At 47.8% G+C, this 13,399-nt stretch carries 16 protein-coding genes and 1 pseudogene; 10 read left to right on the top strand and 7 right to left on the bottom strand.

What is annotated here, in order from left to right; all coding sequences use genetic code 11:
• The first annotated feature begins 83 nt into the window (after positions 1–83).
• From METMK1DRAFT_RS04825 to cutC, 4 genes are all read left to right on the top strand, one after another.
• Positions 84–722: an IS607 family transposase gene (locus METMK1DRAFT_RS04825; protein ID WP_009071376.1), complete on the top strand. Its 639-nt coding sequence runs from the start codon at positions 84–86 to the stop codon at positions 720–722.
• The gene (locus METMK1DRAFT_RS04830) at positions 706–1,923 is read left to right on the top strand and encodes an RNA-guided endonuclease InsQ/TnpB family protein (RefSeq protein ID WP_009071377.1); all 1,218 of its coding nucleotides are present in this window, start codon (positions 706–708) and stop codon (positions 1,921–1,923) included. The genes METMK1DRAFT_RS04825 and METMK1DRAFT_RS04830 overlap by 17 nt, the downstream gene beginning before the upstream one ends.
• A 91-nt stretch (positions 1,924–2,014) precedes the next feature.
• The gene (gene cutB, locus METMK1DRAFT_RS04835; protein ID WP_009071378.1) at positions 2,015–2,851 is read left to right on the top strand and encodes a glyceraldehyde dehydrogenase subunit beta; all 837 of its coding nucleotides are present in this window, start codon (positions 2,015–2,017) and stop codon (positions 2,849–2,851) included.
• Positions 2,852–2,856: 5 nt separating this feature from the next.
• Positions 2,857–3,369: a glyceraldehyde dehydrogenase subunit gamma gene (gene cutC / locus METMK1DRAFT_RS04840; RefSeq protein ID WP_009071380.1), complete on the top strand. Its 513-nt coding sequence runs from the start codon at positions 2,857–2,859 to the stop codon at positions 3,367–3,369.
• Here cutC and METMK1DRAFT_RS04845 read toward each other — a convergent pair.
• From METMK1DRAFT_RS04845 to METMK1DRAFT_RS04855, 3 genes and pseudogenes are all read right to left on the bottom strand, one after another.
• Positions 3,314–3,901, bottom strand: coding sequence for a nucleotidyltransferase family protein (locus tag METMK1DRAFT_RS04845; protein ID WP_245544553.1), 588 nt, complete (start codon positions 3,899–3,901; stop codon positions 3,314–3,316). The genes cutC and METMK1DRAFT_RS04845 overlap by 56 nt on opposite strands.
• A gap of 64 nt (positions 3,902–3,965) precedes the next feature.
• Positions 3,966–4,286: pseudogene (locus METMK1DRAFT_RS04850) on the bottom strand (recombinase family protein); the annotation flags it as partial.
• A 224-nt stretch (positions 4,287–4,510) separates the two neighbouring features.
• Positions 4,511–6,772 carry a 4Fe-4S dicluster domain-containing protein gene (locus METMK1DRAFT_RS04855; protein WP_009071389.1) on the bottom strand — a complete coding sequence of 754 codons (2,262 nt, stop codon included), beginning with the start codon at positions 6,770–6,772 and terminating at the stop codon, positions 4,511–4,513.
• A gap of 57 nt (positions 6,773–6,829) precedes the next feature.
• Between METMK1DRAFT_RS04855 and METMK1DRAFT_RS04860 the strand changes: the two genes are divergently transcribed.
• Positions 6,830–7,570: a GHMP family kinase ATP-binding protein gene (locus METMK1DRAFT_RS04860; protein WP_009071392.1), complete on the top strand. Its 741-nt coding sequence runs from the start codon at positions 6,830–6,832 to the stop codon at positions 7,568–7,570.
• Positions 7,525–8,325 (top strand): 4-phosphopantoate--beta-alanine ligase, encoded by an 801-nt coding sequence (locus METMK1DRAFT_RS04865; protein WP_009071393.1) that lies wholly within the window; start codon positions 7,525–7,527, stop codon positions 8,323–8,325. The genes METMK1DRAFT_RS04860 and METMK1DRAFT_RS04865 overlap by 46 nt, the downstream gene beginning before the upstream one ends.
• On the opposite strand, the gene panB is transcribed toward METMK1DRAFT_RS04865, so the two are convergent.
• Positions 8,304–9,092, bottom strand: coding sequence for a 3-methyl-2-oxobutanoate hydroxymethyltransferase (panB, locus tag METMK1DRAFT_RS04870; RefSeq protein ID WP_048087429.1), 789 nt, complete (start codon positions 9,090–9,092; stop codon positions 8,304–8,306). The genes METMK1DRAFT_RS04865 and panB overlap by 22 nt on opposite strands.
• On the bottom strand, positions 8,992–9,654 hold the full coding sequence (locus METMK1DRAFT_RS04875; protein ID WP_245544554.1) for a hypothetical protein: 663 nt from the start codon (positions 9,652–9,654) through the stop codon (positions 8,992–8,994). The genes panB and METMK1DRAFT_RS04875 overlap by 101 nt, the downstream gene beginning before the upstream one ends.
• Before the next feature lie 49 nt (positions 9,655–9,703).
• Here METMK1DRAFT_RS04875 and METMK1DRAFT_RS04880 point away from each other — a divergent pair, with 49 nt between their 5' ends.
• The 3 genes from METMK1DRAFT_RS04880 to METMK1DRAFT_RS04890 are packed head-to-tail and all read left to right on the top strand — an operon-like array spanning position 9,704 to position 11,887.
• A complete protein-coding gene (locus tag METMK1DRAFT_RS04880) occupies positions 9,704–10,444 on the top strand; it encodes an ABC transporter ATP-binding protein (protein WP_009071397.1) in 741 nt (246 codons plus the stop codon).
• Positions 10,434–11,615, top strand: coding sequence for an ABC transporter permease (locus METMK1DRAFT_RS04885; protein ID WP_009071399.1), 1,182 nt, complete (start codon positions 10,434–10,436; stop codon positions 11,613–11,615). The genes METMK1DRAFT_RS04880 and METMK1DRAFT_RS04885 overlap by 11 nt, the downstream gene beginning before the upstream one ends.
• A gap of 41 nt (positions 11,616–11,656) precedes the next feature.
• On the top strand, positions 11,657–11,887 hold the full coding sequence (locus METMK1DRAFT_RS04890) for an Lrp/AsnC ligand binding domain-containing protein (RefSeq protein ID WP_009071401.1): 231 nt from the start codon (positions 11,657–11,659) through the stop codon (positions 11,885–11,887).
• A gap of 293 nt (positions 11,888–12,180) precedes the next feature.
• On the opposite strand, the gene METMK1DRAFT_RS04895 is transcribed toward METMK1DRAFT_RS04890, so the two are convergent.
• Positions 12,181–12,474 (bottom strand): hypothetical protein, encoded by a 294-nt coding sequence (locus METMK1DRAFT_RS04895; RefSeq protein ID WP_048087631.1) that lies wholly within the window; start codon positions 12,472–12,474, stop codon positions 12,181–12,183.
• 143 nt (positions 12,475–12,617) lie between these two features.
• Here METMK1DRAFT_RS04895 and ccr1 point away from each other — a divergent pair, with 143 nt between their 5' ends.
• Complete coding sequence (gene ccr1, locus METMK1DRAFT_RS04900) at positions 12,618–12,794, top strand: aCcr1 family cell cycle regulator (protein WP_009071406.1); 177 nt, start codon at positions 12,618–12,620, stop codon at positions 12,792–12,794.
• Here ccr1 and METMK1DRAFT_RS04905 read toward each other — a convergent pair.
• The gene (locus tag METMK1DRAFT_RS04905) at positions 12,789–13,391 is read right to left on the bottom strand and encodes an MBL fold metallo-hydrolase (protein ID WP_009071408.1); all 603 of its coding nucleotides are present in this window, start codon (positions 13,389–13,391) and stop codon (positions 12,789–12,791) included. The genes ccr1 and METMK1DRAFT_RS04905 overlap by 6 nt on opposite strands.
• Positions 13,392–13,399: the final 8 nt, after the last annotated feature.

Consider the following 13,399-nt stretch of genomic DNA (forward strand, 5'->3'; position numbering starts at 1 on the left):
ATGTGGTCCACCCCTCATGAGGGCTGAATCCTTTCTCACGTTAATAGAAATCTTTTTATACTTATTTATTATCAACCAATTTTGTGGAGAGACTACTGAGACCTAAAGAGGCTTGCCAACTGCTCAGCATTTCATACTCAACACTCCTACGGTGGATTAGAGAAGGGAAGATAAGGGCGGTAACGACTGAAGGAGGGAAGTATAGGATACCTTACAGCGAGATTAAGAAGTACTTAGAGAGGAGGGAAGAGACGAGGGCTGTAATTTATGCGAGGGTGTCCTCGGCTGACCGGAGAGAGGACTTGGAGAGGCAAGTGAACTACCTAACAAATTACGCAACGGCGAAGGGTTACAAGGTAGTTGAAGTACTGAAAGATGTAGCTAGCGGGTTGAACACAGGAAGGAAAGGACTGTTAAGGCTATTCAAACTTGTTGAGGGAAGGAGTGTAGACGTCGTATTAATAACATACGAAGATAGGTTAACAAGATTTGGATTTGAATACCTTGAGGAGTTCTTCTCAACCGTGGGAGTTAAGATTGAAGTGGTTTTCGGTGAGGAACCTAAGGATACACAGGAACTTGTGGAGGACTTAGTCTCAATCATAACCTCATTCGCAGGGAAAATTTTCGGAATGAGGAGTCACAAGAAAACACTCCTAGTTCAGGGCGTAAAAAAGTTGATAGGTGAGTTGAGTGGAGAGGACAGTGAAGTTAAGGGTTAGGGTTGACCATAAAACTTACTCAGTACTTAAGGAGGTCGAGGGGGAGTACAGAGAGGTTCTAGAGGAGGCAATAAATTACGCGTTGTCAAACGAGACTACCTCCTTCACCAGGATTAAAGCTGGGATTTACAAGACTGAGAGGGAGAAGCACAAGGACTTACCATCCCATTTCATTTACACCGCCTGTGAGGACGCAAGCGAGAGGTTGGACAGCTTTCAAAAGTTGAAGAGGAGGGGTAGGAGTTACACTGAGAAACCGTCAGTGAGGAGAGTCACTGTGCATCTAGATGATCACCTGTGGAAGTTCAACCTCGACACGATTTCAATTTCCGCAAAGAGGAGTAGGGTTTTCATTTCACTAACCTTCCCTAAGATCTTCTGGAGATATTATAACAAGGGCTGGTCGATTGCCAGTGAGGCCAGGTTTAGACTAATGAAAGGTAACGTGGTGGAGTTCTTCATAGTTTTTAAGAAGGATGTTAAACCTTATGAGCCTAAGGGTTTCATCCCAGTCGACCTCAACGAGGACTCGGTCTCCGTATTAGTTCATGGAAAACCGACGCTTTTAGAGACTAACACTAAGAGGATTACTCTGGGCTATGAGTATAGGAGGGAGGCAATAATTACTGGTAGGTCAACTAAGGATAGGGAAGTGAGGAGGAAGTTAAAGAGGCTGAGGGAGAGGGATAAGAAAGTAGACGTTAGGAGGAAATTAGCCAAGCTGATCGTTATTGAAGCTTTTGAAAGTATGAGTGCAATTGTCTTGGAGGACTTGCCAGGGAGAACTCCGGAGCATATGATAAAGGACGTGAAGGACAAACAGCTTAGGTTGAGGATTTACCGTTCAGCATTTTCCTCAATGAAGAACGCTATTATTGAGAAGGCTAGGGAGTTCGGTGTCCCCGTACTCTTAGTTAACCCCTCTCGCACTTCCACTGTTTGCCCAGTCCACGGGACGAAGATCGTTTACCGACCCGATGGGGGCGATGCCCCAAGGGTTGGTGTTTGTGGGAAGGGGAAGGAAAGGTGGCATAGGGACGTGGTTGCGCTGTACAACTTAGCGAAGAGGGCTGGAGATGTGAGCCCCGTGCCGTTGGGCTCGAAGGAGTCCCATGACCCGCCTACAGTAAGTGGGTGGTTGAGGGCTAAGTCCCTACACTCGATCATGAATGAACATAAAATGATTGAAATGAAAGTGTAGGGACAAACGGGGACAACCGCGGTTAGGGTCGAGTGTATTGGTGAAAAGGTTTCTCCTAAAATATTTATACGCGTGGAGGTTTCATACCAGTATGTATCCTCCAAAGTTCGGATATGTAATCCCAGATAGCTTGGGGGAGGCCACGGAGTTCCTGGAGCAACACGAGGACGCCAAAGCCCTAGCTGGAGGTCATAGCCTAATACCCATGCTTAAGCTCAGGATCATACGACCTAGCTACCTTGTAGAATTGAAGGGACTCAAGGAATTGCACTTCTTGAGCAGAGAGGGGGGAAAGATAAGGATAGGGGCGCTGACCACCCATTACGAGATACTCAAGTCTGGAATACCGTTGTTGAGCGAAGCTGCATCTACGGTCGCAGATCCTCAGGTTAGAAACATGGGAACAATAGGTGGGGTGATCTCTCACTTGGACCCAGCCGCAGATTATCCTGCCTCTTTGATCGCCATGGACGCTGTGGTCAGAATAAAGGGAAGGAAAGGTGTAAGAGAGGAATCGTTCAAAGATTTCGCAAAGGACATGTTCACCCCTGACCTTTCACCTGGGGAGTTAGTGACGGAAGTTGTAGTTCCGGACTTCAATGGATACTCGTTTTCCTACAAGAAGTTGGAGAGGAGGGCCGGGGATTTTGCGATAGTGGGAGTTGCGGTGCTCCTCAAGAAGGAAGGAGGAGTTGTGAAGGACGTTAGGATAGGGCTGACAGCTGTTAACAACAAGGCTGTCAGAGCTGATGAAGCTGAGAAGATGCTTCTGGACGCTTCCCCTGACGAGAAGCTGATAGAGAAGGTCTCAGAGAAGGCGATGGAGTACGCTAACCCAACGTCCGACATCAGGGGTACCGCAGAATATAAGAAAAAGATGGTGAAAGTTATGACTAAGAGAGCTCTCCTTGATGCACTAAAAAGGTGATTGAAGTGAAGCTCTTCGAGAAGGATCAGAAGGTAAAGATAACCTTGAAAGTGAACGGGAAGCCCTACGAAACTGAGGTGGAGCCGAGAAGGCTGTTGGTTCACGTCCTCAGGGAATTGGGTTTCACTGGGGTGCACGTGGGTTGTGACACCTCGAACTGTGGAGCCTGTACAGTCATCATGGACGGTAAATCGGTGAAGTCGTGTACCTTGTTGGCGGTGGAGGCGAACAACAGCGAAATAACCACTGTGGAGGGTCTGGCACAGGATGGCAATCTCCACCCGGTTCAGGAGGCTTTCTGGGAGAAGCACGCCCTTCAGTGTGGATATTGTACGCCTGGGATGATAATGCAGAGTGTATGGCTTTTGAAGGAGAACCCTAACCCCACAGAGGAGGAAATAAGGGAAGGGATCTCAGGAAACCTGTGCAGATGTACAGGTTATCAAAATATAGTGGAGGCCATCAAGACAGCCGCCGAGAGACTTCGGCTAAATCAGCCTCTGTATCAACGTCGATGAGAACTCCCTCGTCTCCTTGAACCAAACATATTTCCTTAACATTTCTTATTATTTTTCTGGCTCCTGTGTCTCCCTCTAGTTTCCATATCTCTGGGAAAAGCTTCTTGGAAAGGATTACTGGGTTTCCCAACTTTCCCTCATACGTCGGCACCACTGCCAGACAGGAGGAGGAATAGGCCTCCAGCATTCTCTTGACAACTCCCTCACTCACCAAAGGCATGTCCCCCAAGGCTACTAGAATCCCGTCCATATCTTGAAAGAACCTGACTCCAAGCTTGAGAGATGTGGACATCCCATTGGCCCAATTTGGGTTGTATATCACGACCTCACTTTTGAGGACTGGAAACAACTCAATGGCATACCTACCGACTACTACCACTCTAGGCCTAGGTAGAGCAGATATGGCCCACTCTATTATGGTCTTTCCACCTACAGTCATCAATAGCTTATTTCGGCCGAATCTTTTACCTTCTCCAGCTGCTAAAACCACCGTACCTACGTCCATTGACGAACTGTACTCTCCATTTGACACTGGTGAACTCACCCCTCAAGACGGGGCTTCCTGCTTCATGGCACCATCTTGCCTGAGTAGTATAAGGGCAAGTTATAACAACTTTCGACACTTCGTTGTTTACTATCATCCTCAGTAACTTGAGGAACCCCCTCCTCTTCACGTTCAATGAAGGTCCCACGTCCGTGATGACCTGCTCGTGGTCCTTAACGTTCTCCTCGAGGTACTTAACTTGGTTTGCCAAGTCGTCCTTTCGCGATGACACTCCAGCATATAATACCACTTTCCTCTTCCTCACAATTCCCATTAATTTTTCCACGTCCTCCCTGAACCTCCACTTCCCGCTCTGTAGTACTGGTCTTATTTATCCCTTCTTAACATATTCCCTAAGTGTCGTATAGGATATTCATAAGCGTTGGCAGACTTCCTTAGGTTTCAGCATTGTATAAAAGCTTATGATGAAATAATATAAACTTTACGGCTTATCGGAAACTGTTGACAACGGCAGTAATTCTGAACATAGTGAGCGTCGGCAGAGTATACACGCCGTGATGAGGAATGCACGATGCTTACGTAATGTCTACTCCGTGAGAAACGTGATGAAGTTGGTCCTGCCCTCTCGACTAAAGGTCACATATACGCGACGTTCCTGACTATCTCCTGCAGTACGCTCGGAGTTATGACTTTTTTCAGCACGTCGTTCTTTATTACCTCTCTGAAATCCTTACCGCTCACCAGGTCCCTTGATCCGTATTCTAGCTTTGGTGAGTTCAAAACTCTCTTCACTAGCTCTTCGGTCAATTCATCGAAATTAATTCCGTTGAGCACCTCAGTCCATCTGGAGGTCTTCTCCTGGAGAGTACCAGCACTTCCCAGTATGACTGAGAAGTATCTCTTGACTTCCTTACTAGTGCTCAGCCTCTGTATCATCAAGTTAACGAATTTCTTCCTGATGACGGGTGTGGCTAGAAGGACGAAGTAGTTCTTCCCTCCGAGGTTCCAGGAGTTCGCCCTGTCAGCCACCTCATCCGCTGAGAGTATCACTGCGTTCTTGAAGGCCTCCATCATCCAAGACACCAACTCCTGCTCTTCCACCAGGATTTCCTCCTTGGGAAGACTCGCCTGTTGGACGTCCCTCTTTAGGAAAGTGGAGTAGACGGACTTTGTGTTGTATTTCCACGTCGAGAAGGGACAGATCGTTAATACGTCCTTATTCTTGAGCTGTACCGACTTCCCTGAGTAAACTGTCAGGAACGTACCTGCACACTCGTTATCTCCTCCAGAATAGCCCATCTTCCTCATCCAACAACCCACGTGTACCCTTCCCTTCACTTTGTCCTTTACCAGATCGTATGCGAGAATACCTTTGTCTCCACTCAAGCTGTTATACACGTAGAGACCCTCGGGGCAAAGGAAGTAAACCCCTTGGAGACCCAACTTATCCTTCATCTCCCTTATCCTGATTGCGTCACTCTTAGCCCCCTCCACATCTCCCGCTATGTACTTCTCGAAACCACAACAATGTCCGTCCATTAACTTGACCCTGGGAGAGTAAGATAGATCGTTCCCATAATCTCTAAGGAAGTGAAGGAATCCCTCCAGGCCATCCAAGTCATATTTGGATGCACAGCCAACGAACAGCATGAAGGGAGGTTTGTTCTTGTAAGTGTTCTCGATGAGCTTCTCCTGCTCCCTTATTCTCTGACTTACAGGTGGTGTCTCCACATTCAGGGTAGACTTCGTCTTATTGAGCCTGGGGAGAACCTCAGTAACTGAGGCTATCTTTACTCCAACGGGACAGGCATCCTGACATTCCATGCAACCGAAACACTGCTCGAACTCCTGATCTCCAGATATTAACCTAGCAAACTTTCCAGGGGGAGATCTAGTGTAATCCTGGGTAACCCTGTAGGCCAGGCAAGCATTCAGACAGAGACTGCAGTTGACGCACTTAAGGGCCTCCTGGTACTGTAACCTAAACTGGCCCAAGTTCTTGGGAACCTTAAGCTCAAACTCGGCCCTATTTAAGATGGCCTTATGGAGCTCAGTGTACTCCATGAGGTTAGGGAAGGGGAGGACTCTCGGGTTCTTCCTCAAGTAAGAGAATAGATCCTCTAGTCTTGACTCCTCCACAGATCCACACTTCACATAATACCTCGCGGGGGAGTTGTAGTTGACGATGTAGCCTACGCCCCATTCCGCTTGAAATTGGTCTATAACCTCAAGGTATTCGGACCTGAGACATACGGGTAAATAATCCCTTTTGATGATCTTTTCGGTCCTACTCGTTATATTTTTAACCAATTCGGCTGTGCTCAAGGATCCTCGTTTCTCCTGCACAGAGTCCGAGTAGGCCTCTGGGATGTAGTAATACGCACCCTCTTGGGTTATTACTCCAGACCACGAGAATTTGGATTCCTTGGTTGACTCCACAACTTCCGGATACCTGACTCCGAGGACCGAGACGTAGTTAGGATCCTTGAGTTCATGAACCCTCTTCTTTGCATTGACGAATCCGAACTTGTAACTGCCGAACCCTGAGCCGTTGGTGGCTACGAAACCCCCTATAGTCCCTTCCACATATACAGGGAAAAGGGCCGGAAATATGTCCTCCCTGGAGAGCCTCTCAATGAGTTCCCTGAAAGTTACCCCTGCAGGGACTGTAAGCCTAGAGTAAGGACCGTCAGAGGACTCGACCCTATAGATACTCCCATCCTCAAGTCTGGTTGGGGGTGAGATAGCCCTCGGATTTTGAAACTGAAGAATGCCTCCATAAAGGGATGTTCCTCTTCCTACGATGATCTCTCTCCCCTCTTGTACCATAAACTTCCTGAAAGCCTCTGAACCCATCAACTTCAATGCCCTGCTGAACACTGACGCGTCGAATAGCATTACTGAACTATGTCTTCTTCAACTGAATTTAAAAATACGTGGCCGAACGCCCAACACATGGTGGATGTCGTAATTCCTTTGAGTGTATCCGGTGTTTGGTACCCAGTTCCCCACCAGGAACCGTCTAAGGCTGGATCCTTGGGAATAGCCTTAGTTCTGGAACCCTATAGTCACGCCCGTGTCAGTGAGGGAGAAGGCGTATACATTAACGGAGCGAAGGTGAACTTTGAGAACCTAAAGTATCTCGAGATGAAGTTAGGCAAGGTCAGGGTCGACATGACCTCAGCCGTCCCTCTGGGGTACGGATACGGAATGAGTGCGTCTGTGAGTCTGGCCTACTCTCTGGGGGTAGCCGAGATTAGAGGGATTCCTGAGGAAGTAGCAGTCAGGTTGGCGCATGAGAGTGAGGTCATCTCCGGTAACGGTCTTGGTGACGTCATTTCACAGTACTACGGTCACGGGATAGTGTGTAGGATGAGACCTGGTTTACCTCCCCTCGGAGAAGTCAAGGTGTTCGAGAGCGAGGGGATTGTCTACTCCAAACCCTTAGCCCCGCTTCCCACTTCCAGAATCGTCAGAAGATTGGATTTAGCCTTAAAGCTAATGGAGGAGTTCATGAGAGACCCTTCCCTCTCCTCATTCTTCACAATCTCCAAGAGATTTGCCGAAGCTCTTGGTTTTCAATCCCCATATCCCTGCTCCTTCAGGAAGAAGGGGGTAATTCTTAAATTAAATGAACCGGAGTCTGATTCATGGATAAAGCACAGGATCGCAAGGCGTGGAGCTTACGTGGAATAATACCAGAGAACCATCCCAGGAGGGAATCCCTACTCATCAGGGAGAAAGTGGTGGAGGGCATGATGGAGAACGTGGTAGTACCCCAAGGGTTGATAGCTCAAGGGAGGGGGGAGTGCTTTGATTATCTGTTAGGCGAGAGGACGCAAGACTTCGCACTCAGGGCTATTGAAGTGTCAGCGGCCATGTTGGTGACAGCCAAGAGCCCAGTGATATCCGTTAACGGCAATATGGCCGCCCTAGCAGCCCATGAGATAGTCGACCTGGCTAAATCGATCCCTGCTAAACTGGAAGTAAACCTCTTCTATAGGGATGAGGAGAGGGAGAGGGCAATAGAGAGGAAATTAAGGGAGGCTGGGGCGGAAGAGGTCTTGGGCGTAGGAAAAAACGCGTCTGAGACCATACCGGAGCTCTTCAGCGAGCGAAGGAGGGTAAGTAAAGAGGGGATATACTCAGCAGACGTCGTCCTCCTAGGGCTCGAGGACGGAGATAGAACCGAGGCTTTGGTGAGGCTTCAAAAGAAGGTCATAGCCATAGACCTGAACCCTCTCTCCAGGACTTCACTTACGGCCACTGTGACCATAGTCGATAACGTAGTCAGGGCAATCCCGGAGCTTAAGAAGAAAGTCCAGGATGTCAGGAACAAGGACAGGGAAGAACTGGAACGCTTGATTAAGGGGTTCCACAATAGGGACAACTTGAGGTCTGCATTGAGGTATATGTCGGAGAGGTTAGCTCAACTATCCCTAACCCTATAGTTCTCCCTTGACGGGAATTTTCCTTCCCTGACTTCACTCGTGTATTTCCTTACGGCATCCCTTATCTCTGTCTTGAGATCTAAGTATTTCTTGGCGAAGTAGGGTGAGATGTCCCCTAGGCCTAGTAGGTCGTGCAATACCAGGACCTGTCCGTCACAGTGAGGCCCAGCACCTATACATATGGTCGGTACGGACACCTCTTCTGTCACCCTTTTTGCGATCTCTGCGTAGACGTTCTCTATGACAATGGAGAATACGCCCGCCTCCTCGAGTGCCATTGCGTCAGCTAGGATTTTCTCTTCGTCTTTGATCAACCTATATCCCCCCAGGGCCAGATACCTCTGAGGGGTCAGGCCTATGTGTCCCATGACCGGTATGCCTGCCCTCACAATGCTTTTGACCCTCTCGAACATCTCTACTCCTCCCTCTAGCTTCACTGCGTCAGCCCCCTCCCTTACCAGTTCTCCGGCGTTTCTCACTGCTGTCTCGTTGGAGAGTTCGTAGCTCATGAAGGGCATATCTACCACGATCATCTGTCTTGGATTAGCTCTCACTACAGCCCTGGTATGATGAACCATATGATCCATGGTGACCTGGAGAGTTGAGGGGAAACCCAGAACGTTCATCCCTAGGGAATCTCCCACTAGGAACATATCGAGATCTGTTTCAGAAAGTATCCTGGCCATGGAGTAGTCGTATACCGTCAGCATTGTTATTTTCTGTCTCCCCTTCATCTTCACGATGTCCCTTACCGTCATCCTTTGCATTTCCCATCGTAGCTATCTTTGTGGCCAGCGTTAAAATCCTCATCACCTTGGTAACTATGTATTGAGTCTCCTCATATTGAACGGCCCTTCGGTGGAGCTCAACTAGGAGAGGGAGGTCGCTGAACGCGATCTTCCTGAAGAGCATTCTGTCAGCCTCTGTCCTCAGACCTCTCCCTGCTAGAAAACGTAGTTTTCTCTCCAGCTCGTCTAAGTTCAGGGAGTGAGCCTGAGCCCTAATTAGCATGACCTCGGGTTCCTCCTCCTTTCCTAAGGTTTCCTTAACTGCCTCCAGGTCAACGAACTTCCACCAATGTTGATTTGAGGACTTGTACGAGGTCTCGATCACCGCGTAGTCCTTTTCAAGCGACCTCAGGATCATCTTCGGATCGAAATTGTAACCCCTCTCTCTCAACCTCTCCACCAGCGTCTTGTAGTCGAAGTCCCCTACTTCTCCCCTCCCCTTCTCCTCAGTTATTGAGAGAGCTACCTCCAACACTACCTTAGCCTTCTCGTACTTCAGAAGGGCCTCCGTTACTCTGTCCCTAACTCCCCCTATCAACACGTGTATTTCTAAAAACGTTAAATTATTAGTTAGCCGTGAATAATGTCGTATGACTGAGCCTCAGCCGATAGTCAGTGTTACTTCTCTGACCAGGGAGGTCGATGGCAGGCTAATACTCCACGACGTGAACTTTAACGTTCTGAGTGGCGAGATCTTTGGGATCGTGGGCCCCAACGGAGCTGGTAAGACCACAACCTTAAGGATCTTGGCTGGGATAATCACCAAATATGAGGGATCAGTTACGATCCACGGCAATACTCCTAGGAGAGCTAAGGAACAGGGACTTATCTCGTATATGCCTGAGGATTCTTTCCCCTACGATAGGCTCACTGGTCTAGAGAACCTGGAGTTCTACGCCAAACTATACGCCGGGGGACAAAAGGAGAGGATCGAGGAGTTCATCGAGAGAGGTATAAAGATAGCTTCCTTAGGGCAAAGAATATATGATAAGGTCTCTGGGTACAGTAGGGGCATGAAGAGGAGACTTCTCATAGCAAGGACACTGATGGTACATCCTGTAGTGGCTATTTTGGATGAACCGACCTCATCTTTGGACGTGGAATCTGCAGTCAGGATAAGGAATACAATTAGATCCATGTCTGGGAAATCCACAGTGATTTTGTCGTCCCATAATCTTCTGGAAGTAGAGTACCTCTGTGATAGGGTCATGATGCTCAACATGGGGAGGCAGATAATAATAGGTAAACCGAGAGAGATAGTGGAACTTACTAGAGCCGGGAATCTGGAGGAATCATTCCTGAAGCTGATAGGTGAGGGAAATGATAAGTGACCTCGTGAGAAAGGAGTGGTTAGATCTGAAGAGGGACAGAAGACTCCTCCTGACTTCAATCCTCTTACCCATGCTCCTGCTCCCCTTGGTGGGAGCCATAATTTACGCATCAGTGGCCTCACAACCACCCATAGTGCTGTTGATAAACAACGATACTGCCAACATCCCTTACGTTAACTTCCTCGAAAAATACGCTGAGCAACAGGGAGCCAAGGTGTACCTAAACAACGGTAGTTCCGTAGTTCCGGACGTAGAGGTCATCTTCCCCTCAGGATTTGCACAGAACATCTCCTCCATGAACGGCACAGCCTATGTGGAGGAAATAACGTTAGTCTCTTCACAGAGCGATGCTGTGAACATCGTTAACGACGGTCTCTATAAGCTAGCGGTCAACGTTTCCTTGACTAGGATATCCACTTTGTCCCGTGAGGCTCACACTCCTGTAAATCCTGAGGCCGTACGAGATCCCCTAGTATTGAAGCTTGGATACATAAGCCCAGAGAAGAGACCAACTACAGGATCTGTGGAGAGACTGGGCCAGTTGACCAGAGTGGTCTCCCTTATTCTCTTCCCAGCAGCAACACCTGTAATATTTTTCCTGACCGACGGTATCCTGGGAGAGAAGGAGAGAAAGACGCTCGAGGCACTACTGGCTTCGCCTGTTTCGCCCTTTGAACTGGTCATATCCAAGCTAGTGATAGCCATGATGTTGGGCATCATATCTTCGCTAGGAGATCTCCTGGGCTTAGTTGCGTTCTCCTTCTTTGCTCCACTCCTTGTCGGGAACATAGGAGAACTGAGCTTATCCCTGGCGGGAATGGTCTCAATTGCCTACCTCCTCATGATCCTCCTAACTGGATCGATAAGTCTACTACTCCTTGTGCTCATGGGCGGATCACAGAGGAACGCGCAGCTCATCAATTTCCTGGTCACTGGGTTTGGTATGTTAGCTTCGTTCTCAGCACTGATTTTGAATTTTGGCTCACTTGGGTTCCCCTTGGTCCTAGTTTACTTCATTCCCTACGTACAAATAGTAGCGGGGCTTTTGGACTTCGTGTTCGGTCTTGGCACTCAGAGCCTGATCCTCCTCTTATCGACATTTCTGGTATCTGTTCTGCTAATTTACACAACTACTCGCCTCCTCGATCCAGAGAGGCTCATCCTGAGGTGAAGGACTAATAAGTTTTTAATTGTATGATAGACATTTACTGTATGGGCTCCCTAAAAGCCTACGTTCTATTAATTACATCCATAGGGAAAGAAATGGATGTAGTGAACGAGATGAAGAAGCTAAACGGGATCAAGGACGCCACAGCAGTCTACGGGGAATACGATGTGGTATTAGAAGTCGAAGGTGCGAATCTAGACGAACTAAACAAAGTAATAGGACAGGTAAGGAGGAATCCCCACATAATAAGGACTGTGACTCTGATCTCCATGTAAATCAGTTTTTTAGCCCACTTCATCGATCAGCACGTCTCTGCGACATCATCCGTTTATTATAATTTAGGGGACCCACCTATGTTCATATTACCCTGGTACCCAGGGTCACATTCCCATAGGCCTTGTATCGTCTAATGTAAGGCAGATTAAATCTGTTTTGGGTTTCCGACAGATTGTCTTATTGGATGTTTTAAGAGCGGAAAGTCCCCTCCCGAATCGATGCAGAGAACAATGAGCTCAGGAGTGGGAACTCTCCATTTAAGGTGTGGGGGCAACTCAGACAGAAGTGGAGTTCAGTCCTGCTTTATCTCCACTTCCTCGTCTTCCTCAGCTTCCTCAAATACCTTGAGCCTTCTGACTAAGTCCATTACTACAGAGTCCAACTGGGCCACCTTGGCTTCTAGAAAGGCGATAGATTCTTCCAATTTATCTGTATTTTCGTTCCTTGGATTAGACTGCTGCACACCCTCCAGACCATTCTTGATGTAGAATTTCACCAGGTCGGTAACCTGTATACCCATATCTTCAGCCTTCCTTTTAAGCTCGTCATACATCCATTCTGGAATCGATAAGTGTACTGTGGGCACTGTTATTTCCTCTAATAAAAAAGACAGGGGAACAATTATATTAATCTTCCTCTTATAGTAGTCCTCTTGAAGTATTAAGATGGTGTTATCGATACAGAAAATACTTAAACCTTCCGTACTACAAGTATAGAAATAGGTGCACAATGAGAGTCGTGACTTTTAAGGCGGAGGAGGACCTCTTGGAGCTCTTAGATAGGTATGCCATAAGATATGGCCTCAATAGAAGCGAGGCCATAAGGAAAGCGATCGAGAGCATGGTAAAAGAGGAGATGAGTAAGGAAACCGTCCCTGTTGCAAGAGTGGAAAGGATGAAGCTATAAAAGGAAAATGTATTTCTTTAAATTATTTTCGTCTATTTCTTTTCCTTTGATCTGTTGATAATTTATCTCATGGAGGAATTGGTCTGGTGGATCCAAAGGAAGTAAGAGCCCCTTAACCCAGTAATGTAAGGGAATCACTATGTCGGGGTTGAGGATCTTAACCAACTCGGCTGCTTCCTTTCCATCGATAGTCACAAGACCACCTACCGGGATAGCCAGTACGTCCGGACTAAACGACTTAAGTATGCTCTCTCTAGGAATTTCCCCTACGTCCCCCATGTGAAGGAGTGTTATCCCCTCATACTTGATTTCGTACATACTAGTCTTTCCCCTCCTTTTTCCTCCTTCCCTGTCGTGGTTCACCTTTGTCGCCCTAACCTTATAGCCGTCAAACGCGAACTCGCCCTCCAGACCCATTTTAACTTCCTCTGAGAGTAGACCTTGATAGGCGTTGTGGTCGTAATGATCATGCGTAATCAGGACATACTTTACCCTCTCTATCTCGGGAGGGGGAAGGCCTATGCTCCCTCCGTCGTGGGGGTCAATCACAAGCTCTCCGTTCACAACGAGCATTGAATGCCCATAAAGTCTTATCATGCGGAGTC

Source organism: Metallosphaera yellowstonensis MK1 (assembly GCF_000243315.1).
Lineage (GTDB): Archaea > Thermoproteota > Thermoprotei_A > Sulfolobales > Sulfolobaceae > Metallosphaera > Metallosphaera yellowstonensis.

Bases quoted from the DNA above. Each gene is read 5' to 3' on its own strand.
- cutB (WP_009071378.1), top strand. From the start codon at position 2,015: ATGTATCCTCCAAAGTTCGGATATGTAATCCCAGATAGCTTGGGGGAG.
- METMK1DRAFT_RS04855 (WP_009071389.1), bottom strand. From the start codon at position 6,772: ATGCTATTCGACGCGTCAGTGTTCAGCAGGGCATTGAAGTTGATGGGT.
- METMK1DRAFT_RS04860 (WP_009071392.1), top strand. From the start codon at position 6,830: ATGGTGGATGTCGTAATTCCTTTGAGTGTATCCGGTGTTTGGTACCCA.
- METMK1DRAFT_RS04865 (WP_009071393.1), top strand. From the start codon at position 7,525: ATGGATAAAGCACAGGATCGCAAGGCGTGGAGCTTACGTGGAATAATA.
- panB (WP_048087429.1), bottom strand. From the start codon at position 9,092: ATGCAAAGGATGACGGTAAGGGACATCGTGAAGATGAAGGGGAGACAG.
- METMK1DRAFT_RS04880 (WP_009071397.1), top strand. From the start codon at position 9,704: ATGACTGAGCCTCAGCCGATAGTCAGTGTTACTTCTCTGACCAGGGAG.
- METMK1DRAFT_RS04885 (WP_009071399.1), top strand. From the start codon at position 10,434: ATGATAAGTGACCTCGTGAGAAAGGAGTGGTTAGATCTGAAGAGGGAC.
- METMK1DRAFT_RS04890 (WP_009071401.1), top strand. From the start codon at position 11,657: ATGGGCTCCCTAAAAGCCTACGTTCTATTAATTACATCCATAGGGAAA.
- ccr1 (WP_009071406.1), top strand. From the start codon at position 12,618: ATGAGAGTCGTGACTTTTAAGGCGGAGGAGGACCTCTTGGAGCTCTTA.
- METMK1DRAFT_RS04905 (WP_009071408.1), bottom strand. From the start codon at position 13,391: ATGATAAGACTTTATGGGCATTCAATGCTCGTTGTGAACGGAGAGCTT.